The 24,848-nt window shown below is 62.4% G+C and carries 23 protein-coding genes; 11 read left to right on the top strand and 12 right to left on the bottom strand.

What is annotated here, in order from left to right; genetic code table 11:
- The first annotated feature begins 30 nt into the window (after positions 1 to 30).
- The 5 genes from O4H62_RS23160 to O4H62_RS23180 are packed head-to-tail and all read left to right on the top strand — an operon-like array spanning position 31 to position 5,836.
- The gene (locus O4H62_RS23160) at positions 31 to 1,143 is read left to right on the top strand and encodes an ABC transporter ATP-binding protein (protein ID WP_269391243.1); all 1,113 of its coding nucleotides are present in this window, start codon (positions 31 to 33) and stop codon (positions 1,141 to 1,143) included.
- Positions 1,144 to 1,153: 10 nt separating this feature from the next.
- Positions 1,154 to 2,023, top strand: a complete 870-nt coding sequence (locus tag O4H62_RS23165; protein WP_269391244.1) for an ABC transporter permease — start codon at positions 1,154 to 1,156, stop codon at positions 2,021 to 2,023.
- Positions 2,023 to 2,880 (top strand): ABC transporter permease, encoded by an 858-nt coding sequence (locus O4H62_RS23170; protein WP_269391245.1) that lies wholly within the window; start codon positions 2,023 to 2,025, stop codon positions 2,878 to 2,880. The genes O4H62_RS23165 and O4H62_RS23170 overlap by 1 nt, the downstream gene beginning before the upstream one ends.
- 27 nt (positions 2,881 to 2,907) lie before the next feature.
- Complete coding sequence (locus O4H62_RS23175; protein ID WP_269391246.1) at positions 2,908 to 4,530, top strand: GMC family oxidoreductase; 1,623 nt, start codon at positions 2,908 to 2,910, stop codon at positions 4,528 to 4,530.
- Between the two features lies 1 nt (position 4,531).
- Positions 4,532 to 5,836, top strand: a complete 1,305-nt coding sequence (locus O4H62_RS23180) for an NAD(P)/FAD-dependent oxidoreductase (protein WP_269391247.1) — start codon at positions 4,532 to 4,534, stop codon at positions 5,834 to 5,836.
- Between the two features lie 12 nt (positions 5,837 to 5,848).
- Here the strand turns inward: O4H62_RS23180 and O4H62_RS23185 are convergent, their stop codons facing one another.
- From O4H62_RS23185 to O4H62_RS23205, 5 genes are read right to left on the bottom strand one after another with little or no spacing between them, the layout of a single operon-like run.
- Positions 5,849 to 7,315 (bottom strand): aldo/keto reductase, encoded by a 1,467-nt coding sequence (locus tag O4H62_RS23185; RefSeq protein ID WP_269391248.1) that lies wholly within the window; start codon positions 7,313 to 7,315, stop codon positions 5,849 to 5,851.
- Positions 7,312 to 8,277, bottom strand: a complete 966-nt coding sequence (locus O4H62_RS23190; RefSeq protein ID WP_269391249.1) for a branched-chain amino acid ABC transporter permease — start codon at positions 8,275 to 8,277, stop codon at positions 7,312 to 7,314. The genes O4H62_RS23185 and O4H62_RS23190 overlap by 4 nt, the downstream gene beginning before the upstream one ends.
- Positions 8,278 to 9,192 (bottom strand): branched-chain amino acid ABC transporter permease, encoded by a 915-nt coding sequence (locus tag O4H62_RS23195; RefSeq protein WP_269391250.1) that lies wholly within the window; start codon positions 9,190 to 9,192, stop codon positions 8,278 to 8,280.
- Entirely contained in the window at positions 9,189 to 9,920 is a 732-nt protein-coding gene (locus tag O4H62_RS23200) for an ABC transporter ATP-binding protein (RefSeq protein WP_269391251.1), read from the bottom strand. The genes O4H62_RS23195 and O4H62_RS23200 overlap by 4 nt, the downstream gene beginning before the upstream one ends.
- The gene (locus tag O4H62_RS23205; RefSeq protein WP_269391252.1) at positions 9,917 to 10,699 is read right to left on the bottom strand and encodes an ABC transporter ATP-binding protein; all 783 of its coding nucleotides are present in this window, start codon (positions 10,697 to 10,699) and stop codon (positions 9,917 to 9,919) included. Before O4H62_RS23205 ends, O4H62_RS23200 begins: the two co-directional genes overlap by 4 nt.
- Before the next feature lie 98 nt (positions 10,700 to 10,797).
- Between O4H62_RS23205 and O4H62_RS23210 the strand changes: the two genes are divergently transcribed.
- From O4H62_RS23210 to O4H62_RS23230, 5 genes are read left to right on the top strand one after another with little or no spacing between them, the layout of a single operon-like run.
- The gene (locus O4H62_RS23210; RefSeq protein WP_269391253.1) at positions 10,798 to 11,523 is read left to right on the top strand and encodes a GntR family transcriptional regulator; all 726 of its coding nucleotides are present in this window, start codon (positions 10,798 to 10,800) and stop codon (positions 11,521 to 11,523) included.
- On the top strand, positions 11,520 to 11,876 hold the full coding sequence (locus O4H62_RS23215) for a TIGR04076 family protein (RefSeq protein WP_269391254.1): 357 nt from the start codon (positions 11,520 to 11,522) through the stop codon (positions 11,874 to 11,876). Before O4H62_RS23210 ends, O4H62_RS23215 begins: the two co-directional genes overlap by 4 nt.
- On the top strand, positions 11,863 to 12,912 hold the full coding sequence (locus O4H62_RS23220) for an aldo/keto reductase (RefSeq protein ID WP_269391255.1): 1,050 nt from the start codon (positions 11,863 to 11,865) through the stop codon (positions 12,910 to 12,912). The genes O4H62_RS23215 and O4H62_RS23220 overlap by 14 nt, the downstream gene beginning before the upstream one ends.
- Positions 12,913 to 12,915: 3 nt before the next feature.
- On the top strand, positions 12,916 to 13,320 hold the full coding sequence (locus O4H62_RS23225) for a hypothetical protein (RefSeq protein ID WP_269391256.1): 405 nt from the start codon (positions 12,916 to 12,918) through the stop codon (positions 13,318 to 13,320).
- Between the two features lie 40 nt (positions 13,321 to 13,360).
- On the top strand, positions 13,361 to 14,617 hold the full coding sequence (locus O4H62_RS23230) for an ABC transporter substrate-binding protein (protein ID WP_430538507.1): 1,257 nt from the start codon (positions 13,361 to 13,363) through the stop codon (positions 14,615 to 14,617).
- 170 nt (positions 14,618 to 14,787) lie between these two features.
- Here the strand turns inward: O4H62_RS23230 and O4H62_RS23235 are convergent, their stop codons facing one another.
- Together O4H62_RS23235 and O4H62_RS23240 are read right to left on the bottom strand one after the other, a co-directional pair.
- Entirely contained in the window at positions 14,788 to 15,504 is a 717-nt protein-coding gene (locus O4H62_RS23235; protein WP_269391257.1) for a type 1 glutamine amidotransferase, read from the bottom strand.
- A gap of 61 nt (positions 15,505 to 15,565) precedes the next feature.
- Complete coding sequence (locus tag O4H62_RS23240) at positions 15,566 to 16,477, bottom strand: phosphotransferase family protein (RefSeq protein WP_269391258.1); 912 nt, start codon at positions 16,475 to 16,477, stop codon at positions 15,566 to 15,568.
- A 102-nt stretch (positions 16,478 to 16,579) separates the two neighbouring features.
- Here O4H62_RS23240 and O4H62_RS23245 point away from each other — a divergent pair, with 102 nt between their 5' ends.
- Positions 16,580 to 17,212, top strand: a complete 633-nt coding sequence (locus O4H62_RS23245) for a class I SAM-dependent DNA methyltransferase (protein ID WP_269391259.1) — start codon at positions 16,580 to 16,582, stop codon at positions 17,210 to 17,212.
- A gap of 15 nt (positions 17,213 to 17,227) precedes the next feature.
- Here the strand turns inward: O4H62_RS23245 and O4H62_RS23250 are convergent, their stop codons facing one another.
- From O4H62_RS23250 to O4H62_RS23270, 5 genes are all read right to left on the bottom strand, one after another.
- On the bottom strand, positions 17,228 to 19,669 hold the full coding sequence (locus O4H62_RS23250; RefSeq protein WP_269391260.1) for a GcvT family protein: 2,442 nt from the start codon (positions 19,667 to 19,669) through the stop codon (positions 17,228 to 17,230).
- Positions 19,666 to 20,562, bottom strand: coding sequence for a phosphotransferase (locus tag O4H62_RS23255; protein WP_269391261.1), 897 nt, complete (start codon positions 20,560 to 20,562; stop codon positions 19,666 to 19,668). Before O4H62_RS23255 ends, O4H62_RS23250 begins: the two co-directional genes overlap by 4 nt.
- A gap of 3 nt (positions 20,563 to 20,565) precedes the next feature.
- Complete coding sequence (locus O4H62_RS23260; protein ID WP_430538510.1) at positions 20,566 to 22,572, bottom strand: ABC transporter permease; 2,007 nt, start codon at positions 22,570 to 22,572, stop codon at positions 20,566 to 20,568.
- 19 nt (positions 22,573 to 22,591) lie between these two features.
- Complete coding sequence (locus O4H62_RS23265; RefSeq protein WP_269391263.1) at positions 22,592 to 23,614, bottom strand: quaternary amine ABC transporter ATP-binding protein; 1,023 nt, start codon at positions 23,612 to 23,614, stop codon at positions 22,592 to 22,594.
- Positions 23,615 to 23,763: 149 nt separating this feature from the next.
- Entirely contained in the window at positions 23,764 to 24,750 is a 987-nt protein-coding gene (locus tag O4H62_RS23270; protein WP_269391264.1) for an ABC transporter substrate-binding protein, read from the bottom strand.
- Positions 24,751 to 24,848: the final 98 nt, after the last annotated feature.

A 24,848-nucleotide genomic window follows, 5' to 3' on the forward strand; every position in this document is an offset into this window, starting at 1 on the left:
CCTGATACGACACACTGCACTGGGCACTCGATGCAAGCACACACCGAGAACGATCTGGAATGTATCCGGATCCAGAAGCATTTCGGCTCGGTCAGAGCCGTTGACGACGTCTCGTTCGAGATCCCGAAAGGCTCTTTCTTCTCTATCCTGGGGCCGTCGGGATGCGGCAAGACCACCCTGATGCGGATGATTGCCGGTTTCGAGCAGCCGTCCTCCGGCGATATCCGGATCAAGGGAAAGTCCGTCATCGGCACGCCGCCGAACCGGCGCAATGTCAAGATGGTGTTTCAGCACCTGGCATTGTTCCCGATGATGAACGTCTACGAGAACATCGCCTACGGTCTGCGCTGCGCGGGGGCTTCCAAGGAAGTCATCCGCAGCAAGGTGCATGACGTTCTCGAGCGCATCTCGCTGCCCGATGTTGCTAACCGCGAAATCAGCCAGTTGTCCGGAGGCCAGAAGCAGCGGATCGCCATCGCGCGCTGCATGGTGCTTGATCCGGACGTGTTGCTGCTCGACGAGCCGCTCGGCGCGCTGGACCTCAAACTGCGCGAGGCGATGAAGATCGAGCTGAAGCTGCTGCAGCACCAGTTCGACACCACATTTGTCTATATCACCCACGATCAGTCCGAAGCACTGGTCATGTCGGACAATGTGGCGATCATGAACCAGGGCAAGTTCGTCCAGATCGGGACCCCGCAGGAGCTTTATCACAATCCCTCCGCCGCCTTCGTTGCAGGGTTTGTCGGCGACACCAACCGCTGGGCCGGCCGGGTGACCCGCGTCGAGGGCAACACGGTTGAGGTGGAAACCGAGGCAGGCCTTGCGATGCGCGGGTCCATTCGCGGCGCAGGCGCACCGGGTGTCGGCGACAAGGTCAGCGCCTTTGTCCGACCGGAGTTCATCACCGCGGCAAAGGCCGGGATTTCGGCAGGCCAGACGGGCAGCGGCCAGAACGTGATCGACGGAAGGGTCGACAGTATCCTGTTCAACGGCGCCAACAGCCGGGTTCTGGTCAGGGACCGTGCCGGCGAACTGATCGAGGCCGATGTGGTGCTGACGGGCGGACCGCAGGATCTGAAGCCTAGGGATGACGTCACGCTTTCATGGTCGCCGGAACAGACCATGAGCTTCAAGGCTTGAGGGCGAAGAGATGAAGCAGAGGGATATCAAGCGTCTGTCACTGATCCTGCTGTTTGCGCCCTTCGCGCTGTGGATCCTGCTGCTTATCGTCCTGCCGCATCTGGGCATGTTCTATATCTCGCTGCGGGAAAAGGTGGCGCCCCGGACGTACGAGTTCGGGCTCGAAAACTATATCAATTTCTTCGCCGAGCCGATCTACTGGAACACCCTGATCCGCACCGGGTCGATGTCGTTGCTGGTGACAGTGCTGGCGCTCTTGCTCGGGTTCCCGATCGCCTATTACATCGCCAAGATCGCCGGACACAGAAGCAGGGGGGCGCTGTTCCTGATGTGCCTGATTCCGCTCTGGGTGAGCGACCTGATCCGCGCCTTCGGCTGGATCCTGCTCTTGAGGGAAACCGGCATCATCTCCAGCAGCCTGCAATGGGCCGGGCTGGTCAGCACGCCGGTCGAGTTTCTCTACAACGATGCCACCGTGATCATGGGGCTGGTCTACACGGTCATCCTGTTCATGATCGTGCCGCTTGTGTCGACGCTCGACGGTATGGACGATGCGATGGTCGAGGCCGGCTACAATCTCGGCGGCAACGGGCCGACCGTGCTCAGGCGGATCATCATTCCCTATGCCATGCCCGGCATCGTTTCGGGCTGCATCGTCGTGTTCATGCTGACGGCGGGCAGCTACCTGACGCCGATCCTGCTGGGCGGCAAGAACTCGAGTTGGTTTACAGAGCAGATCTACGACCAGTTCATCACCCGCTACAACTGGGAATCGGGCGCCGCGTTCGGCTTCCTGTTGCTGGCCTTCACTTCGCTGGTGGTCTGGGGCGGGCTCAAGCTCTCCGGTCAGACACTCAACAGCACGGTGGCGCGAAGCTGATGGCTATCAAACCCAACACCGCCTTTCTCGCCAGCTACCAGATTTACGTGGCTCTGTTTTTCGTGTTCCTGGCGGCACCGCTGGTTGCCGCTGGCATGTTCGCCTTCAACGATTCGCAGTTCCCGTCACTGCCCTGGCAGGGCTTCACGCTGGACTGGTTCTTCAACGATTCCGAACCGAAACTCGGGATGTTCCATGACCGGAGGCTGCTGCGCGGGCTTTACTACTCCTTCGTGATCGCAAGTGGCGTGTCGCTGCTTTCGGTGTTTGTCGGGACCTGCAACGCGTTCCTGTTCGTGCGCTGCAAATTTCCGGCGAAGGACTTCTTCTACATCATGATGGTGCTGCCGCTGGTCATTCCCGGCGTCATTCTCGGCATCTCCATCCTGCTGCTCGCCAGCAACATCGCCAATGGTGCGGAAGAAGCATTGTCGCTTGATCTGGATTTCCTGCGCCCGGGCATCGTGCTCGTGGTGCTCGGCCAGTTCTCGTTCATCACCACGATCACCTCGCTGGTGATCATTGCGCGCCTCAAGAAGTTCGATGCGTCGATGGAGGAAGCGGCCTACAATCTCGGCGCCAGCCGTGTGCGTGTGCTCCGGACGATCACGCTGCCGTTCCTGTTTCCGGCGATGGCGGCTGCCGGCATCGTGGCCTTCCTGGTCTCGTTCGAGAATTTCAACACGACACTGTTCCTTGTCGGCTCGGAAGCGCCGTTGACGATCACCATGTATGACCGGATGGTCAAGGTCGGCTCGACGCCGGTGCTCAATGCGGTTTCGTTCTTCCTGATGATCGGCTCGGCACTGCTGGCGCTGGTGTCGATCCTGGTGCAACGCGACAAACCCCAGACCTGAGCCCATAACCCAAGAGTGGCGCACCCCGTGCAGAAATTTGACTTCGTGATTGTTGGCGCAGGTTCGGCTGGCTGTGTGCTCGCCAACCGATTGACCGAGAACGGCAGATATTCGGTGCTGTTGCTCGAGGCCGGCGGGCATGACCTCAATTTCAAGATCTGGATGCCGATCGGCTACGGCATGGCGTTCTATGACAAGCGCATCAACTGGATGTACCGGTCCGAGCCCGATCCCGGTACGGGTAACCGTGTGAGCTACTGGCCGCGCGGCAAGGTGATCGGCGGGTCGTCGTCGATCAATGCCATGGTCTATATCCGCGGCCATCCGGGTGATTTCAACGACTGGGAAGCGATGGGCAATGCCGGTTGGGGCTGGGACGACGTGCTGCCCTATTTCAAGAAAAGCGAGACCAGCGACCGGGGCGAGACCGAATGGCGCGGCGGCAACGGCCCGCTCTATGTTTCGACGATGGAGCGGGACCTGCATCCGACCTGCCAGAATTTCATCCGGGCGGGGGAACAGTGCGGGCTGAACTACAATCCCGATTTCAATGCCGTCAGCAATGAAGGTATCGGGCTATACCAGAATACTGCGCGTGGCGGTTTCCGCATGTCGGCGGCACGGGCCTATCTCAATCCGGCGCGCAGGCGGAAGAATCTGACTGTGATCTCGCGCGCCCATGCGACGCGGATCCTGTTCGAAGGGACACGTGCCACCGGCGTGGAATACGTCCGCAATGGCAAAACCGAACGGGTGTTTGCCGGGCGGGAGGTTATCGTGTCAGGCGGCGCGGTGAACTCGCCGCAGCTCTTGATGTTGTCCGGGGTCGGTTCGGCGGGAACGCTCAAACGGCATGGCATTGAGGTCGTGCATAACCAGCCGAATGTCGGCCAGCACCTGCAGGATCATCTGTGCATCGACCACACCTACAAGGCCGGGGTGAAGACGCTCAATGACGAGCTCAGGCCGCTGATCGGAAAGCTGCGCCACGGCATCAATTATGTGCTCAGGCGCAGGGGCCCGCTGTCGCTGGGAGTGAACCAGGCCGGCGGCTTCATCCGGACGCGGCCGGAGCTCGAACGTCCCAACATGCAGCTCTATTTCTCGCCGGTCAGCTACACCAAGGCGCCGCCCGGCAAACGGCCGCTGATGAGCCCGGACCCGTTCTCCGGCGTGATCATGGGGACACAGCCGACACGGCCGACCAGCCGCGGTTACCTGGAACTGAAATCTTCCGATCCGTTTGCAGCGCCGGCGATCCATCCGAACTATCTGTCGACCAACCATGACGTTGCCGAACAACTCGAGGGAGCGCGGTTCCTGCGCCGTCTCGCCGGTTCTCCCGCCTTCGCGGAAATCCTCGAAGAAGAAATCCGCCCGGGACGCCAGGTGGAGACCGACGAGGAAATGATTGCCGACATCCGGGAACGGGCGGGTACCGTGTTCCATCCGGTGAGCACCTGCCGGATGGGCAGCGACACGGGTGACAGCGTCGTCAGCCCGAGGCTGAAGGTGCACGGGCTGGACAATCTTCGAGTGATCGATGCCTCGGTTTTTCCGACCGTGACCTCGGGCAATACCAATGCGCCGACAATCATGGTGGCCGAAAAGGGCGCCGACATGATCCTCTCCGACCATGCAGGAACATAAGATGGCAAAGCCGAACGATTGTTTCACTCCAGACTTCAAGCCTATGCCCTACTGGTGGGAGGCGAGCCCCCGGCAGCCGGACGATTTGACGAAGCCGCCCGCGACCGCGGACGTGCTGATCATCGGGTCGGGCTACACCGGTCTGCATGCGGCGGTGCAGACCGCGCGCGCCGGTCTTGAAACAATCGTTGTTGACGCCGAGGCGGCAGGTTTCGGCTGCAGCACCCGCAATGGCGGGCAGATTTCCACCAGCGTCAAACCCTCTTTTTCAACGCTCAAGCAGCGCTACGACGAGGCTCGCGCGATCGCCATCCTGAAGGAAGGCCAGGCCTCGCTCGATCATGTGGCCCGGTTCGTGGACGAGGAAAAGATCGAGTGCGATTTCGGCGTTGTCGGCCGCTTCCACGGGGCGCATACGGCGGGGCAGTATGACAAGCTTGCAAAGGACTGCGAGACCCGGCATCCCGGCTTCGAGACCGGGGCCTTCATGGTGCCCCGCGGCAACCAGCACGAGGAGCTCGGCACGGATGCCTATAATGGCGGCGTCGTCTTTCCCAAGCATGCGAGCCTTGATCCCGGCAAGTATCATGCGGGGCTTCTTGGCGTGGCGAAGGCGGCAGGTGCGAGCATCATCAGCCAGTGCCGGGTGAACGATCTCGAGCGGTCAGCCCATGGATTTGAAGTGTCGACCGACAAGGGGCGGGTCCGCGCCAAGAAGGTGATCATCGCCACCAATGGCTACACAGGACCCTTGTCGCCATGGCAGCAGCGGCGGGTAATCCCGATCGGGTCCTACGTCATTGCCACCGAGGAAATTCCCGCCGAATTGATGGACCGGCTGTTTCCCACCAACCGCATCCTGTCGGACACGCGCAAGCTGGTTTACTACTACCGGCCGTCGCCGGACCGGAAGCGCATCCTGTTCGGTGGGCGGGTGTCTTTGCAGGAAACAGATCCGCGCAAGAGCGGACCGAAGCTGCTGGCCGAGCTCGTTCGGCTGTTTCCCGAGCTTGCGCACACCCGCATCAGCCATTCCTGGGCCGGGATCGTGGCCTTTACCTTCGACACACTGATGCATTGCGGCGAAGACAAGGGGCTGTACTACGCCATGGGCTATTGCGGTTCGGGTGTCGGAATGGCCGGGTATCTTGGCTCAAGGCTCGGGAAGGCTGTCGCTGGCGTCGACACGGATCTCGGTGCTTTCAGCCAGATTCCGTTCCAGACCCGGCCGTTCTATACCGGAAACCCGTGGTTTCTGGCTCCTTCGGTTGCGGTCTATCGCCTCAGGGACCGGCTCGGGATCTGAGCCGGAACGCCGCTAGTCCCGTTTCCGGCTGACCACGGCCTCGGCCTCGATCTCGACCCGGAAATCGCCGATCAGGTTGCCCACCAGGAAGGTCGTGTTGGCGGGCGGATTGGTGGTGAAGCGGAGCCCGTGGGCGCGGGCCGCCGCCTCGATGTCTTCCTCGCCACGCAGATACATGCGGGTGCGCAAGATGTCCTTCGGGTCTCCGCCCAGCGCCCGCACCGATGCCGCGATCTTGTCGAGAATGTAGGTTGTCTGGGCGCCGGCGTCATCAAGGGCAACCGTTCGATCAACCCCGTGGGTGGCGGTCGTTCCCGAAACCACGATGCGGTCGCCATCGCGCAGCGCGCGGCAATAGCCGGCGATCGGTTCCCAGAGCGAGCCGGAAAAGACCCGTGCACGGTCGGGATTGTCCGGATCGGTGACGGCCTGCATGGCGCTTGGCATCTCGGCCAGATGGTGGCTCAAATCGCCCGATGCGGTGAGGAAGGGCGGCTGGCGGTATTCGTCGCCGCAATCGCCGGGGATCATGCGGGTCGCGGCAAAAGCCTGGTCGAGACGTGCATGGTCTTCCGCGTCGAGTTCGAACTGGAACAGCCGCAGATTGTCGGCACGGTGCTGGTTTTCGCCAAGCCGCGCGCCGACGATGACGCCTGCGACATGGGAGTGCTCCAGCACCCATCTCGTGGCGACGTTGGAGATCGAGACACCGTGCTTGCGGGCAATGGTGTCGGCTGCCGCGAGTATTCCCTGGTAGCCGGCCCAGCCTCCGGCGGCGTGGATGAACCTGAGATATTTCGATCCGCTCCAGTCCTTGACGGCTTCCGGTTCGGGCTTGCCGAGCCAGCGCTCGGACAGGAACCCGCCACACAGCGTGCCGTAGGCCAGCAGATGAACGCCATGCTTCTTGCAGATGTCTGCCAGATGGCCGGAGGCACGGCGGTCGATCAATGAAAACGAGACCTGGTTGGAGACAAGCGGAATGCCTTCGGCCAGCGCCAGATCGAGATGGGCGGCGTCGAAATTGGTGACGCCGATCTCGCCGATCAGGCCTTCCTGCCGGAGCCGTTTCATCTCGTGCAGCGCATCGAGCCAGGCGGGATGCTCGAAGGTCCACCAGTGAAACTGGAGCAGGTCGACGCGTTTGACGCCAAGGCGATCAAGACGTTCCTGCACACCGGCGCGGACAATCTCCGGCGTCATCGGGCCGGGTTCCGGGCACCATTTGGTAAAGGCCCGGGGGCGGTCGCCGCCCTGCCAGCTGCGAAGCAATTCGCCGGTGACTAGCTCGGAGGTACCGTAGTGGTCGGCCATGTCGAAAGTGTCGAAGCCTTCGGCGGCATATTCGGCAAGCGCCTTGGCGCCCGCGACCGGGTCAAGAGTGACGCCGTCCTTCTCCTGATCGGCAACCTGCCAAAGGCCGGTCAAGATACGGCTGATCGAGAGTCCGGGGGCGAGATCCTTGCGGTCGGGCTTCATGATTGAATGTCCTTGTTGCGGCGTCCGAGATGACGAGATACGGAGCGTACCTCGGGCAGTATGCCCTGGGGTCTCCACAATAGAATGACGCAGAGCATCACGCCGATGATGACGATCTGCAACGATGCGGCGCGGGCCTGCTGATCGGCGGGGAAGACCTCCGAAATCAATGCGCCTGACAAAGCCCAGATGGCCCAGACCAGAACCGCGCCGAGGATCGCGCCGCGATTGTTGCCGGAACCGCCGACGATCAGCATCGCCCAGACCTGAAATGTCATCATCGGCAGGTAATTGCCAGGTGCTATGAAGCCGATGAAATGGGCCTGCACAGCGCCGGCCAGCGCCATGATCGCACCGCCGAGCGCAAAAGCCTGGATGCGCAACAGGACCGGGTTCTTGCCGAGCGCCTGGGCTGCGATCTCGTCTTCGCGGACCGCCCGCAGAGCGCGGCCCCATGGGCTTCGCAGAAGGTGCTCAAGCAGCAGATAGCAGACGAGAACGACTGCTGCGGTCAGCGCCAGGTTGAGAGTGTTGAAGGCAAAGGCTTCTCCCTGCAGGCCGGAGAACGGGCGTGGAATGAAGGCCATGCCGAAGGCGCCGCCGGTGAGGCTCTCCGTATTCTGGAAGACGAGCTGAAGCGCGACCGCAATTCCGAAGGTGGTGATCGCCAGGTAGTCCGAGCGCATTCTGAGCGTGAGCAGGCCGACCGCGAGCGCGAGTGCACCTCCGGCCGCCATGGCCGCGAGCCAGCCGAATGCAATGGGAAGATCGAAACCGCCGATGCGTTCGGCTGCGTCAGGGGTCGTCAGCGCCGCCGAGACATAGGCGCCGAGGCCGACAAAGCCGGCGATGCCGACATTGAACAATCCGGTCTGTCCCCATTGCACATTCAGCCCCAGGCAGATGATCGCGTAGGTGAGCGCGATGGTGAGGAAAAAGGCGGCGTAAGCGAGGAGTTCCATTCACGCCCCCTTCTGGCCGAAAAGGCCCTGCGGACGCAGCATGAGCACCAGCACAAGAATGACGAAGGAGATGGCGGCGCGCCATTCCGCGCCGACGATCTGGACCGCGAAAGCTTCGGCAAGCCCGATGATCAGTCCTCCCAGCATGGCGCCTGGTATGGAGCCGATGCCACCGAGAATGGCTGCCGAGAACAAAGGAAGCAGCAGATCGAAACCCATGTAGGGCCGGATCTGGACCAGCAGTCCGGCCATGACCCCGGCGATGCAGGCGAGGCCCGCGCCGATGATCCAGGTGACGCGGATGACGGTGTCGACATTGATGCCGTAGACCCCGGCAAGGCTCGGGTTTTCGGAGACCGCCCGCATGGCCCTGCCGGTGGCGCTGCGGGTGACGAGCAGGTGCAGGATCACCACCAGAAGAGCGGTCAGGCCGATCACCAGCAACTGATCCGGTGTGGCGCGCATGCCAAGGCCCAGTGGCTTGGCAATTTGCAGCGCCTTGGTGAAGTAAGCCGGCTTGGCGGTGAAGATGAACTCGAGCAGCGACCGCAACGCCATCGACGCGCCGAAGCTCGCCATGACGATGATGATGGCGTCGGCGCCGCGGGCGCGCAGCTTGCCGAACAGAATGCGATCGAGACCAAGCGTCAGCGCTACGGTCAGAGCCACGCCGCCAAACATGGCAAGCGGTAGCCCCCATCCGAAGCTGAAGGGATAGACCGGCGCGCCGAGCCCGGCGGCGAGGCCGCCGAGGACGCCGGCAACCGTGAGCGTCAGGTAGGCGCCCCAGGCAAGAAAATCGCCATGGGTGAAGTTGGCAAAGCGCAGGATCGAGTAAGTCAGCGTCAGGCCGATGGCGCCGAGACCGATGGTCGACCCGGCTATCAGGCCGTCGATGATGGCTTGCGGGTTCATGTGGCAGCCTCCGCGGCGCGATGGCCGAGGAAGAGTTCGCCCAGCAGCTTGCCGTCATGCAGCGCGTCCGTGGGGCCATCATGGGCGAGTTTGCCGTCAACCAGGACCAGTGCCCGTTCTGTCAGCGCCAGGGCCGCGCGGACATTCTGCTCGACCAGCACAAGCGTCACACCGGCTTCCGAGATCCGGCGCAGTGTATCGAACACCTGGCCGACAAGCTTCGGGGACAGGCCGGCGGAAGGTTCGTCGAGCATGAGCACCTGCGGTTCGGTCAGCAGGGCGCGGGCTGCGGCGAGCATCTGGCGCTGGCCGCCGGAAAGCGCGCCCGCCAGTTCGCCGGGCCGGGCTGCAAGGTCCGGGAACATGTCGAGCATGGCTGCGATGCGGCCAGAGCGTTCGGCTTTTGGCAGCAACTGTGCCGCGATCTGCAGGTTTTCGAGAATGGTCAGGCGGGTGAAGATGTTCTCGGTCTGGGGCACGAACCCCATGCCATTGCGCACCAGCACATGGGGGGCTAGCCCAGTCACATCGGTCTGCCCGAGCCGAACGGAGCCTCCAAAGCAAGGCACGAGTCCGGCTATCGCCTTGATCATCGTCGATTTTCCGGCGCCGTTGGGGCCAAGAATGCAGACGGCCTCGCCCCGGGTGATGTCAAAGCTCACGCCCTTGACGATGGGGAGATCCGGATCATAACCGGCGTTTAGACCGGCGACAGACAGCGCGGTCATGCCGGCATTCCTTCGAGGTAGACATCGATCACATCGGCACGTTTGGTGACCTCTTCCGGCGTGCCCTCGGCCAGCGCCTTGCCGGCTGCCATGACAATGACCCGCGGGCAGAGCCGGGCGATCATCTCCATGTTGTGCTCGATTAGCAGAACCGCGATCCCGAGCTTGTTGATGGCGTGAATGCGGTCGATGATCAGGTCGAGAAGGGCGGGATTGACCCCGGCGGCCGGCTCGTCAAGCAGGATGACTTTCGGCTCGGCCATGAGCACGCGGGCGAGCTCGAGAAGTTTGCGCTGTCCGCCCGAAAGCACGGAGGCGGGCTGATCCTCCAGATGCGAGAGCGAGACGAAATCGAGAAGATCACGGGCGCGGATTGCGTTGCTTCGTTCTTGCGCAGCAACCTGGCGCGGTGCGATCAGCGCGGACAGCAGGCTTTCGCCATGCTGGTTCTGTGCCGCCGTCATGACGTTTTCCAGGACCGTCATGCGGGGGAACGGCCGGGGGATCTGGAAGGTGCGTCCGAGTCCTGACTTGATCCTGGCTTCGGGACGGGCTTGGGACAGGTCCTTGCCCGCAAGATGGATGCTCCCTGCATCAATCGGCAATGCGCCGGCGAGAAGGTTGAAAAGCGTCGACTTGCCGGCGCCGTTCGGTCCGATCACGCCAAGGATCTCCGCGGCTCCCAAATCCAGGGAAATGCCGTTGACCACGCAGAACCCGCCAAAGGATTTGGTGATACCGCGGGCCTCGAGAATCGGGGGCTGACTGGTTCCGTTCATGAGCTCAATCAAAGTTGATCAACTATCATTTATCATTTACAGGATCATGTTTCAGGCCTAAAGTAAAGATCCAAACGAGCAGGGCGGGCATTGTCGGAATGAACATTCAGGCCACCTCCAGATTTGACGGACCAGGGCTTGATGGGCTCGCGCCTGTCGGCCGCGAGACTGTTCAGGACCGGATCTACCGGCAGCTCCGGAACGCGCTCATCCAGGCGCGGTTCGACGCCGGCGAATTCTTCCTGGCGGGTGATGTGGCGCAGCGCATGTCGGTCAGTTCGATGCCGGTGCGCGAGGCGCTGGCGCGGCTGGTCTCGGAGCGGGCGCTGGAAGCGATGCCGAACCGGCGGGTGCGGGTGCCGCTGCTGGCCCTGGAACGGGCGCGGGATATTGCCCAGGCGCGCACCCTGATCGAGAGCGAACTTGCGGCGCGGGCGATGGCCAATCTGAGCCCTGACGATATCGAGCGGCTGGAGATGCTGACGACGGAGTACGAGGATACAAGCGACTCGCAGGATGTCGCGACGCTGAACCACGCCTTCCATTTTCATCTCTATGAGGCGGCCGGCTCTTCGGTGTTCATGCCCATCGTTGAAAGCCTGTGGATGCAGGCGGGCCCCTATGTCCGGGCCGCGGCGAAACTGCACAAGCCACTCACGGACACCGCCGCTACATTTCATCACCGGGGCATTCTCGAGGCGATCGAATCCGGCGACAAGGCCCGGGTTGCGCGCGAGTTGACGGCTGATATCAGCCAGGCATTCGCGATTCTGGAACGGGCGGATCCGGATTTCTGGAACGAAGGCGATGGGGGCGCGTCATGAGCAAGTATGATGGCTTCGAGCTGTGGGATCTCAGGGTTGAGGTCGTTGCACCCGAAGGTGCCAAGATCTGGTGCGGCGCCAATGTGGGCGACTATTTCGAACTGCGCGGAGAGATGCTGCACCTGCCTGACGGGCAGGGGATCTCGATCTACTCGCTGGCGTCCGTGCTGCCCCTGCTCGCCGCCAAGCAGCGCAAGACAGATGCAAATGACTGGATGTCCACCGACGCGGAAATCGCTTGTCCGGACCCCAATTGCCCCTCGCGATTGAGGATCACCCGGACGGGGCTCAGGCGGTTCAGCCATTCCGAGACCACTGCCGTGCCCCTGGGAGATGACTATGCAGACCTATGAGCTGGCTTCGGGACACCGTATTTCGCGTGTCATCAAGGGTGGCTGGCAGCTGGCCGGCGGACATGGCGACATTGACCGGCAGACCAGCATCGAGGACATGATTGCCTTCGCGGATGCGGGGATCACGACTTTCGATTGTGCTGACATCTATACCGGGGTGGAAGCCCTGATAGGCGAGTTTCGCAAAGAGTATGAGCGGGTTCGTGGCGCGGATGCTTTGGACAAGATCAAGGTTCACACAAAGTTTGTTCCCGATCTCGGCAATCTCGCCACTCTGAAGAAAGCCGATGTGGCCGCCGCTATCGAGACTTCGCTCAAGCGTCTCAACATGGAGCGGCTCAACCTGGTCCAGTTTCACTGGTGGGATTACGAAATCGACCGCCAGGTTGAAGTGGCCTGCTGGCTTGCCGAGCTTCGGCAGGAGGGCAAGGTCGCCAATATCGGCGGAACCAATTTCGACACGGAGCAGATGCTGCGGATCATCGATGCCGGTGTGCCGCTGGTCTCAATGCAGGTGCAGTATTCGCTGATCGACGATCGCCCGTCGCGGTCGATGGCGAAAGCTGCTGCCGAGCACGGGGTTCGCTTCCTCTGTTACGGTTCGGTGGGCGGCGGGCTGTTTTCAGAACGCATGCTCGGTGTGCCCGAGTTGACGCATCCATTCGAGAACCGGTCGCTGATCAAGTACAAGCTGATCGTCGACGAGTTCGGAGGCTGGGATCTGTTCCAGGAGCTGCTGCAGGTTCTCTCGACAATTGCCGCGCGGCATGAAAGCGATATTGCCTCGATCGCCAGCCGGGCAGTTCTGGAACGCCCCGGCGTGGCAGCCGTCATCGTCGGCGCGCGCAACCGCAACCATCTCGATCGCAACTTGGCGATCCCGGACATCAAATTGAGCGAAGCGGATTTCGCCGACATCAACGCTGTTCTTGGGCGGGCCAATCCGGTGCCCGGCGACGTCTACACGCTCGAGCGGGACCGGAACGGCAGGCATGGCTCGGTGATGAAGTACAATCTGAACAAAGAGGGGCACTGACCGGTGGACCTGATCACGTGCGCGCAAGCCGAAGTCGTCAACCGGCACCACTTTTTCGTGGAATGGTTCACCGGCCGCGCCAGCGAGGCGGAGCTTGCAGCCTCGCTTCGTGCCTTTGCGCCGGACATGGTGATGATCGAGCCTGACGCCAATACGATCGGCAGGGACAAGGTCGTGGCCATGGTCACCGGCGCCCGTGGCAAGCGTCCGGCCGATTTCGAAATCAGGGTGGAGCTGATCTCGGCGCGGCTGATCGGCAGCGACATTGTCGCTGTCGTCTACGATGAACATCAGGTGATCGATGGCGAAAAATCCGCCCGCCGCTCCTCTGCCGTGTTCAGTGCCGATCCGGAAGCGCCTGAGGGGGTCATCTGGCGGCATCTGCAGGAAACCTGGATTACGACATAACAAAGCGGGCGAGAGAGGCCCCATAACAAGGAGAACGAGAATGAACATGATCCGCAAATCCGGCCTTGCCATGGCCATGCTCTGCGCCTCGGCGCTCAGCTCTCAAGCCTGTGACATCACCATCGGCATGGTGATGGAACTCACCGGTCCCGCAGGCGCCTACGGACAGGCCGGCGCGAAATCGGTGGAGATGGCCTTCCGCGACATCAACGAGGCCGGTGGCGTGCTCGGCTGCAACCTTGTCACGGACACCCGCGACAGCCAGAGCCAGGGCAACGTTGCCGTCGACCAGGCGACGCAGCTGGTCAACGTCAAGCAGGTGCCGGTGGTGATCGGCGGGATCATTTCGTCGGTCTCGATCCCGATCCTCACCTCGGTAACCGCTGCGGCCGGCGTCGTGCAGGTGTCACCGGCTTCCTCGAGCCCCACGCTCACCCAGCTCAGCCGCGACGGCAAGACCGGTGGATATTTCTTCCGAACCATCACTTCCGACGCGCTTCAGGGCATTGCAGCCGCGAAGTACGCAATCGATTCAGGCCTCAAGAAGCTCGCCATCATTCACGTGAACAATGATTTCGGCGTCAACATGATGCGCGAATTCTCAGCTTCCTACAAAGCGCTCGGCGGCGAGATCACCTCGACGACCCCCTACAACGAGAACCAGCCGAACTACAGCGCTGAGGTGACTTCGGCGATGGACGGAAGTCCGGAAGCGCTCTACCTGATCAGCTATCCGGTTGATGGTGCGACCATCGCACGGGCATGGATCAGCCAGGGCGGCCCGCAGAAGTTCCTGCTCAATGACGGCATGAACTCGACCGACTTCATCGAAGCTGTCGGCGCGGAATATCTCGAGGGCGCCTACGGTACGTCTTCGGGCACGACCGAGACGGAGTCGACCAAGTATTTCTATGCCAACTACGAAGCTTTCTCGGACGGCATCGCTCCGTCGGCACCCGCGGCAGACCGCTCCTATGATGCGGGCGCGATCGTGGGGCTCGCTGTCGCCAAGGCCGGCAAGGCGGAATCCGACGCCATCCGCGATGCGATCCGTTCCGTGGTCGATCCGGAAGGCGAGGTGATCTATGCCGGACCGGAGGAGTTCAAGAAGGCATTGGCGCTGATCAATGAAGGCAAGGCGATCAATTATCAGGGCGTGATCGGCAATGTGTCGTTCGACCAGTATGGCGACATTTCCGGTCCGTTCCGCCTCTGGCAGATCAAGGGCGGTGAAGTCGTCACCAATGGCCAGATGAGTGCCGCCGATGTGGCCGGCGTTAAGGCCGCGATGAAGTAACGAGGTTTCCTGGCGCGGTCTACGCCTGCAGGAATATGAAAGAGGCGCCATCGCGATGGCGCCTCTCACCCTTCGGAGGCGCTTGAAGTCCGGGCCAACGCCGGCTGTCGTGCTTCTCGAGAGGCAAGATGCGGGGATGGGTGCAGAATACGTCCTGATCGGATCGGATTCTATCGCGCGAAGCTGGCGAACCAGTGCCGGTAGAGGGTTTTCCGCATGCGGGCGAGGGTGGTTTCTGCTGCGGCAAGGTCGTCAAAGATCCGGTCTGCGTCGCCGCCGATATGGGTGCGCAGCATTTCCTCACATTGTTCGATCTCGTACCAGTTGGCAAGCGTCGCGGTGTCCAGTTCGGCATGGAACTGCACAGAATGCGCCGTTCCACCCCATACCATGGCCTGAACATTGCATCGGGCGGAAGATGCCGTGATCTCGGATCCGGGCGGCAAACGGCTCACCTCCGCGCTGTGCCATTGAAAGCACCCGAACTCGTCGGACAGCCCGTCGAACATCGGCGGATTGCCTTGCTTGCTGACATGCAGCAAACCGACCTCGGATTTGGCCGCAGGGGCAACCTCGCCGCCGAGCACATGCGCCAGCAACTGATGGCCGAGGCAGATCCCGAAATAGGGCAGCTTGCGTTCGAAGACTGCCTCGCGGATCAGGTCAATTTCGCGTGACAGCCATGGCAGTTCGCCGGCTTCCCAGACCTGCATCGGGCCGCCCAGCACCCAGAGCCCGTCGATGCCGTTCAGGTCAGCGTCGCCGATTTCGTCGGGCGCCGTGCAGGCAATCAGCTGATGCCCGTCGCGGGAAAACAGCGGCCTGAATCCGCCGGCATGTTCTTTGTCGGAATGCTGAATGACGAGGATGCGCATCGGCGTGACCATGTAGGAGTTCGACGTCAGCCCCGGCAGAGGGGCAATTCTTTTGCAGTCTATGGTGAAGGCCTCAAGCCGTTTGCAGGGTGCGCAGACTGCCGGCGAACGCGTCGCTAGCCATCAGTGTCCTGCAGCGGGCGAAACGGCCATCCGCATAGGCACGAAAATCATCGGCTGGATTGTCATTGGCCAGCTGGATCAGTCCCCAGAGCGTCCACAGAAGATCGCACATGGCCTTGTAGATGATCATCCGCGCCTGATCGGCGGCTGCCGGTTCACCACCGAAATAAGCCTCAAGCAGCGCCTGATCCTGGGCGGCATCGAACTCGCCTTCCACCGAGAGATCGCCGAGATCCCACATCGGGTCGTTCATGCCGGAATATTCCCAGTCGACGATGTAGATCCGCTCGCCGGTATCGAGAAAGTTCTCGCACAACGGATCGCAATGGCAGGCAACCAGCGGGACCGGATTTCGAGCCAACGCTGCACGCACGGTTTGCGCCTCTGCGACCACATCGTGGTAGCCGTCGGGCAATGCCACATCCTTGGTCGACAGGATGCCGAGATACTCGTCGATCATGGCGAAGAGTTCGAAAGTGAAGGGGAACTTGGCGCCAGAGGCATGAAGCCGCCGAAACGCTTCGCCGGCGCGGCGGACGGCGCCAATGTCGCTGCGGAACCCGGCTGGGGTCATGGTCGCGGCGCCGTCGATGAAGCGCGTGGCCATCACCCCTGTTTCGGGGTCGGCATGGATGACGCCGGGGCTGACTCCGGCATCGGCTGCGGCCCCGGCGGAGACCGCCTCGTGAGCCCGGTTGATGTATTCCTCGGTGCCTGCGCCGGGCAGCCGCACACAGGCATCGCCGACGCGGAAGACCAGATTGGTCAAGCCGCCAAGCCGTTCGACCGGACCGGCATAATCCGCCAGCGACGGGATCTCGAGGAGGCTGGCGCGCAGCTGTTTCTCGGTTTGATCTGGCATGGCGGTGCGCCTCCTTTTTCTCGTTCACCTCTGGTGACACAGTTCCACAAAGTCATTGAAATGGCTATGGTAACCCGCAACAGAAATAGTTTGGAGCGCGAGATGACGACGGATGACAAGACGGCCCGGCTCGGCGCCGTGTACAAGGCCGAGACCACGGAAGATGTCGCGCGGGTCTACGATGCCTGGGCGGAAAACTATGACAGCGACATGTCGCTTGCCGGCTACCGACATCCTTCCATCTCGCTCGCAATCCTGGCCCGTTTCGTGCCCAAAGATGCCGGGCCGCTGCTCGATGCGGGCGCCGGCACCGGGCTGATCGGGGAATGGCTGGCGATCACCGGTTACAGCCATGTCGAAGCGCTCGACCTTTCGAGCGGCATGCTTGCGGTGGCCGAGCGCAAGGGTGTCTACAGGGCCCTGCACCAGGCCGCGCTCGGCACGAGGCTGCCATTTGACGACGACCATTTCGCCGCGATCATATCCGCCGGCGTTTTCACTTCGGGTCACGTCGGCATCGAAGGCCTCGATGACCTCTTCCGGATCTGCAGGCCGGGCGGCGTGATCGTGCTGACCATCAAGGACGTGCTGTGGCAGACAAGTTTCAAACAACGCCTGGCCGAGCTCGAAGCCGATGGCATATGCACCCTGATCGATGATACCGGCCCCTATGTGTCGATGCCCGGCGAGGCGGGCACCACGCCGAGCCGCTGCATTGCCCTGAGAGTCACCTGAACCGGATTTGCCGGATCAGGCCTTCACCCTGGCATTGGCCGGATCGATGAAAGGCTTCATGCCGATCCGCGCGGGGAAGCGCTCCATCGCGATCACCAGTTCGTAATCTCCGTCTTCAAGGAACGCGTCGGAGACGCCGTCCTCGTTGCGGACATAGCCGTAGCCGACGCTCTTGCCGATGGTGTAGCCATAGCCGCCCGAGGTGAGGTAGCCGACGGGCTGGCCATTGCGCAAAATGGTTTCGCGTCCGACAAGGACCGCATCGGGATCATCGATGACGAACCCGGCGAAGCGCTTGGTCAGCGGCTGGCCGGCAATATCCGACAGTGCCTTCTGGCCGACAAATCCGGTGTTCGAATTGCGCCGCACCGCCCAGCCGAGGCCTGCCTCATAGGGCGTGTCGTTGGGGGTGATGTCCGAGCCCCAGGCGCGGTAGCCTTTCTCCAGGCGCAGGGATTCAAGGGCCCGGTAACCGACCGGACGGATCTCCCACGGCTTGCCCGCCTGCATCAGCGCGTCGAAAATCTCGCCGGTGGCGCCGATCGGCATGTGCAGTTCCCAGCCAAGTTCTCCGACATAGGTCACCCGCAAGGCCCGGACGGTGTGGCCGGCAATGTCGATTTCACGGACATGGCCAAACGGAAACGCGTCGTTGGAGACATCGGCCGACGTGACCTTTGCCAGAACATCACGGGCGTGCGGCCCCATCAGCGAGAGTGTGCCGTAATTTTCGGTGATGTCCTCGATCCGGACATCGGCGCCTTCGGGCACGTGTTCGCGGATCCAGGCCAGATCATGGGTGCGAAACCCGGTGCCGGTGACGATGTAAAAGCGGTCATCGGCGAGCCGCGCCACGGTCAGATCCGCCTCGATCCCGCCCCTGGTGTTGAGCAGTTGGGTATAAGTCAGGCGTCCAACCGGCTTGGTTACATCATTGGCGCAGATATGGCTGAGTGCGGCCAGCGCGTCGGGTCCGCTGACCTCATATTTTGCAAACGAGGACTGGTCGAAGATGCCGACCTTCTCGCGGACATGGCGGTGCTCGTCGCCGACCGCGTCGAACCAGTTCTGGCGGCCCATGGTCGGGATGTCGCGCGGCTCCGTGCCCTCGGGCGCGAACCAGTTGGGGCGTTCCCAGCCGAGCTTTGATCCGAACACGGCGCGATGAGCCTTGAGGCGGTCATAGAGCGGCGAGACGATGCGCGGGCGTCCGCTCTCGTACTCGACATGGGGAAAACCGATCTCGTAGTGCTTGCCATAGGCTTCCAGCGTGCGATCGTTGACCCATTGCCGGTCCTTGTGCATCTCCGCAAAGCGGCGGATATCGACGACCCACAGATCGAGCGGCGCCTCGCCGTCGATGACCCATTGCGCCAGCACCCAGCCGGCGCCGCCGCCCGAGGCAATGCCGAAGGCATTGAAGCCGGCGCCGACGAACATGTTGACGCATTCGGGCGCCGGGCCGAGGATGAAGTTGCCGTCCGGGGTGAAGCTTTCCGGCCCGTTGATCATCTGCTTGACGCCGACATTGCCAAGCACCGGAACGCGCTCGATTGCCTGCATCATGTGCTGTTCGAAATGATCGTAATCGTCGTCGAACAGCTGGAACTCGAACTCATTGGGGACATCGCCGGTGGTCCAGCCTTGCGGGTCGGGCTCATAGCCGCCGAAGCACAGGCCGCCGACCTCTTCCTTGAAATAGGTACGACGGTCGGGATCGCGAATGGTCGGCGCGTCGTTCGACAGGCCGTCGATCTTCTCGGTGATGACATACTGGTGCTTGACCGGCTGCAGCGGCACATTGATGCCAGCCATGGCGCCGACCTGCCGCGCCCACTGGCCGGCGCAATTGACCACCTTTTCGCAGGCGATGTCGCCCTTGTCGGTCTTCACCGCGAGAATGCGGCCGTCCTTGATGTCGAAACCGGTGACGCGCACGTGCTCGAAGATTTTTGCGCCGTGCATGCGCGCGCCCTTGGCCAGCGACTGGGTGATGTCGGATGGACTGGCCTGGCCGTCGGTCGGCAGCCAGCTGGCGCCAACAAGGTCGTCGACCTGCATCAGCGGGAACATGGCCCTGGCTTCCTCCGGCGAGAGCAGGTGCATGTCCATGCCGAAGCTCTGCGCGGTGGTGGCGAGCCGCCTGTATTCGGTCCAGCGGTCCTGGTTGGTGGCGAGCCGCAGGCAGCCCGACATCTTCCAGCCGGTCTCAAGCCCGGTCTCCTGGTCGAGACGCTTGTACAGATCGACGGAGTACTTGAGCACCTTGGTGATCGAAGCCGAGGAACGCAGCTGCCCGACGAGGCCGGCGGCGTGCCAGGTCGATCCGGAGGTCAGCTGACCCTGCTCAAGCAGGATGACGTCCGCCTTGTGATCACGCGCGAGATGGTAGGCCGTAGAACAACCGATAATGCCGCCGCCGATAACGACAATCTGGGCCCGGTCAGGGAGTGTCATGATGATGTCTTTCCATAGGTCGAATGGTACTGGTCAAGCGCCGCGTCCAGACGGGCGAGGTTCTCTGCGGTATAGGTTTGGTAGTCGGCGCCGGGGGCGTCGAGATAGAGTTCGGAGACAAGGCTCCACATGGTTTCACGCAGCAGCGATGCGCATTGCATCGCATGCATCGACCGGATGACGGTGGCGTCGGGCCGGGAACCCAGCGCCGCCTCGAGCAATGCGTGAGCCTCGTCCTCGTTCATTCCGGCGTTCGAGGCAGCTCCGGCGATGTCGAACATGGCGGTCGAAAAGCCGGCATACTCGAAATCGATCAGCCAGAGCTTGTGCCCGTCATCGAGAAAATTGGCGGGCAGCAGATCATTGTGCCCGAAGACAATCGGCAAGGGCGATTGAACGGCTTCGAGGTGGTCCGAGAGTTCGAGCCAGCCGGGCAGCCTGTCAGCCATTCGCGAGCCACCCTTGGCGAGCGTGCGGGCGTAGTCGCGAATGACGTGGAACACCCAGAACATGAAACCCGCGCCCTCGACATGGTGCGGCATGGACGCATGGAAATCGCGGATCAGCCGACCGATGCGTTGGGCATTGGCGCGTACATCGGCTGCATCGAAAGTCCGGGCTTGGATGAAGGCCGAGACCATGATGCCCGGCTCGGAATATTCGACGCGGGGCGCGAAGCCGGCCTCATGCGCCGCACGCGCGGTCATGACTTCCCTCTGACGGTTCACGTGATGGAACGGGTAATCCTGACCAAAGCGGACGACATGGCGTCCGGAGGCATCCCTGACCAGCCAGCTTTCATTGCTCAGTCCACCGGTCAATGGCTCGATGTCGATAACACCTGAAAAGCAGGGCAGAGCGCGGATGCGGTCGAGAGAGGGGCTTTCGGTCATGGGTTACTCCAGTCCCAGGCGGCGTCTGGCATGGATGGCGCCTGCGGAGATCAGGCGGTCGGCGATGATGGCGATGGCGGCAATCGAGAGGCCAGCGACGAGACCGCGGCCGGTGTCGGCCTTGGTCAGGGCGATATAGACTTCCTGGCCGAGATCGCGGGTTCCGACCAGTGCGGTAATCACCAGCATCGACAGGGCGAACATGATGGTCTGGTTGAGGCCGAGCAGGATTTCGGGCAGCGCCAGCTTAAGCCTAATGCGGGTGAGGATCTGCCATTCGGTGCAGCCCATGGCGCGGCCGGCCTCGATCAGCTTCGGGTCGACCTTGCGGATACCGAGCGCGGTGTAGCGGATGGCCGGTGCAACGGCGAAGGCTACGACCGCGATCATGGCGGTGAAGTCGCCGACGCGGAACAGCATCACCGCCGGCATCAGGTAGACGAAGCTCGGCAGGGTCTGCAGCGTGTCGATGGCCAGTTGCACCCAAGCCCAGACACGGTCGCGGGTGGCGGAGTAGATGCCGATGGGCAGTCCGATCAGTGACGCAATGACTGCCGAGATACCGCAGAGGTAAAGCGTGATCATCGCCTTTTCCCACTGGCCGGTGACCGCTATGAAGAGCGGCAGGCAGGTGGTGAGCAAGGCAAGACGCCAGCCGCCAAGCCGGAAACCGGCAAAACCCAGAAGCGCGGTGACACCGAGCCAGGGAAGATCACCCAGGAACCGCTTGAACGGGATCAGCACGTTGAGCAGCATGGCGTTCTTGATGGCTTCGAGGCTGTCAAAGAAGTTGACGTTGATCCAGGCAACGACCTCCGACCAGAAGGTGCCGGTCGACAGCTGCAAGGCCTCGGGATAGGTGCGGATGGCGGGGATCACATAGCTCAGCGCCGATGTCAGCAGTACGAGCGCCAGACCCGCCAGCAGGTAGGGGTGCTTCGCCACGAAACCGGTAGTCCGGCCTTCCGGCGACGGGGCGGAGAGCTTTTCGGCCGCGGCCTGGCTGAGGCGGTCCATGGCGATTGCCAGGGCGACGATGGCGAAGCCGGCTTCGAGGCCGGCACCGAAATCGAGCCGGCGAAGGGCTGCCAGAACATCGAAGCCCAAACCACCGGCGCCGATCATCGAGGCGATGATGACCATGTTGAGCGACAGCATGATGACCTGGTTCATGCCGACCATCAGGCTTTCGCGGGCCGCGGGGACCATCACGCGCCAGGTCATCTGCCGATTGGTGCAACCGACCATGTGGCCGAGGTCGATGATCTCGCCGGGAACCGCTCGCAAGGAGAGTATGGCAATGCGGATCATCGGCGGGGTGGCAAAGATCAAGGTGGCGATCACGGCCGCGGTCGGGCCGAAGCCGAACAGGAAGAGCACCGGCACCAGGTAGGCGAACACCGGGATCGTCTGCATCAGGTCGAGAAGGGGCATGATGATCCGCTCGAGCCAGCGCCAGCGCCATGCGGCGATACCGAACAGCAGTCCGAAGATCACGCCCAGGGGCGCGGCGACAAGGATCGAGGCTAGGGTGATCATGGCGCTGGTCCACTGGCCGAACACGGCCAGGAACAGGAAGCAGGCGCCGGACAACAGGGCGAGGGATCTGCCGCCGAGCCAGTGCCCGAGCAGCATGACCAGGCCGATGACGGCGATCCAGGGCAGGGGCGGCACGATCTGGATGGCCGAAGAGCCGCTGCCTTCGAGGAATCCAGTGGAGAGCAGGCTCGAGGCCACGGTGTAGGGCACATCCAGGACCGCAGAGATGAAACGGGTCAGGTCGGTGAAGCTGAACAGGCCGAAACTCGCCTCGTCGATCAGCCATTTCATCGCCGCGCTGATCCACTTGGCAAGCTTGATGACATGAGCCTTCGGATAGTCGAAGGCGGTCGGCAGATAGGGCTTGGCAAGCAGCCAGAAAGCCAGGAAGGCGCCGAGGGCCAGCAGCCATGCGAGCGGCAACCGGCCGGTCGCGCGCTGGTCACGTGCCGCATCTGCTTCCGCCAGGATCGGGCTCGAGGTGGTCACGTCACCCTCGCAACATCAGTGAAACAACGGCGTCGCGTTCGAGCCTGCCGATGAGCTTGCCGGTGTCGTCGGTCACGCCGAGATGGCTGACGCCATCGAGAAACAGTGGTGCCGCCTCGGAGATGTTGGACCGGTCGGACACGGTGGGGCCTTCGGCGTCACCGGGTTGTGCGGCCACCATCAGGCTGCGGGCGCGGATGACCTTGGCGCGGGCGACGCTCCGGGTGAATTCGGCGACATAGGACGTGGCGGGCGTAAGGACGATCTCTTCCGGCGTGCCAGCCTGGACGATTTCCCCGTCCTTCATGATGGCAATCCTGTCGGCCAGGCGAATGGCTTCGTCGAAATCATGGGTGATGAAGACGATGGTCTTGTGCAGCACGGTTTGCAGCCGCATGAACTCGTCCTGCATCTCGCGGCGGATCAGCGGATCGAGTGCCGAGAAGGGCTCGTCGAGAAACCAGATCTCGGGTTCGACGGCGAGCGAGCGGGCGATGCCAACGCGCTGCTGCTGGCCGCCGGATAGCTGACGTGGATAGGCGCGTTCCTTTCCGGCCAGCCCCACCAGTTCGATCATTTCACGAGCCCGGGCTTCGCGGGCAGCGCGGCTCATGCCCTGGATATCGAGCGGAAAGGCCACGTTGTCCAGAACGGTCAGATGCGGCAGAAGCGCGAAATGCTGGAACACCATGCCCATCTGGTGGCGGCGGATTTCGATCATCCGCTTCTCAGAGACCTTCAGGAGGTTCTCGCCCTTGAACAGCACGTCGCCGCCGGAGGGCTCGATCAGCCGGGACATCAGCCTGACAAGCGTCGACTTGCCGGATCCCGAAAGCCCCATGATGACGAAGATTTCCCCCTCGCGCACATCCAGATCAACCTGGCGCACGGCGCCGACCAGGCCGGCCTCTGTAATCGCAGCAGCATCGGGATGGCCGCCGTGCGCGGCGAGAAAGCCTGCGGCGTCAGCGCCGAACAGTTTCCAGACATTTCGGCAGACAAGCTTGGCTTCGGGATTGGTCATGGATAACCCGGTCGGGAATGCTGTTGTTTTGTGTGGGGGTCTGGCCGGCATACGACCGGCGAAACCCGTTTCGATGTGACCGGCAACCGGACCCGGGGGGCCGGCCGCCAAATCGATGCGGGCCCGGAAATCGCCCGCTCAGGCGAGGATCACTTCTTGATCCACTCCGACCAGCGGTTTTCGTTGGCGCCCATCCATTCGCCGACGACGTCAGAGACGGTCTTGCCGTTCAGATCAACCTCGGTGATCATCTTGCCCATCTCGTCATTGTCGATGGTGAAGGCCTTGATCGCGTTGTAAGCGCCGGGCCACTTGTCCTTGACGCCGGCCCAGCCGACCTTCCAGATTTCGCCGAAGGGCTTGCCGCAGTCATAGGCGGCGTCCGGATTGATGCCCACTGACGGATCATTGTAGCACTCGGACGAATATTCCGGGAACTCGACCCAGGCGCCTTCATACTTTGCCGGCGCCCAGTGCGGGGCATAGATCCACAGCATGATCGGTGCCTTGCGCTGGTAGGCGCTTTCGAGTTCCGCAAAAAGGGCTGCATCGGTGCCTGCGTGGATGACTTCGAAGGGCAGGTCGAGAGCCTCGACGCGTTCGTCGTCAAAACCGCCCCAGGTTACCGGTCCGCCAAGGTAGCGTCCCTTGGGTGCTGTTTCCGCGGTCGAGAAGGCCTCGGCGCAGGCTTCGTCTTTGAGCGCTTCCCAGTTGGGCAGGCCAGGGCATTTCTCAACCATGTAGGAAGGGTACCACCACTCTTCCTTGGCCTTCATGCCGCTCGGGCCGAAGTTTTCGACCTTGCCGGTTGCTGTTGCTGCGTCCATGGCCTCGCGGCCGGTGGTTTCCCACATTTCCATTGCGACGTGGAGATCGCCGGTTTCAAGCCCGGCGAACTGCGCCAGATAGTCGGCCTGGACGTACTCGATCGAATATCCGGCCTTCTTGAGCACTTCGCCCATGATTTCGGTGGTGATCAGCTGACCGGTCCAGTCGTGGAGCGTCAATTTGATCGGGTCTGTGGATTCCTGCGCCATTGCCGGAGCGGACAAGCCAAGGCACGAAGCGCCCGAAATGACGAGCGCCGCGGTCACTTGCCTGAATGTGCGGCCGGAAAAGAGATTGGCTGAATGCATGTCGAGCCTCCTGTTCACCCTGTTGTATCCCGCATTCCGGCGCATTCCCCCGCGGTCCCGCGAAAGGCCAAACGGCAGCGCACCCGTGCGCGACTTGT

Source organism: Parahoeflea alexandrii (assembly GCF_027214025.1).
In the GTDB taxonomy this organism is placed as follows: Bacteria; Pseudomonadota; Alphaproteobacteria; order Rhizobiales; family Rhizobiaceae; genus Hoeflea; species Hoeflea alexandrii_A.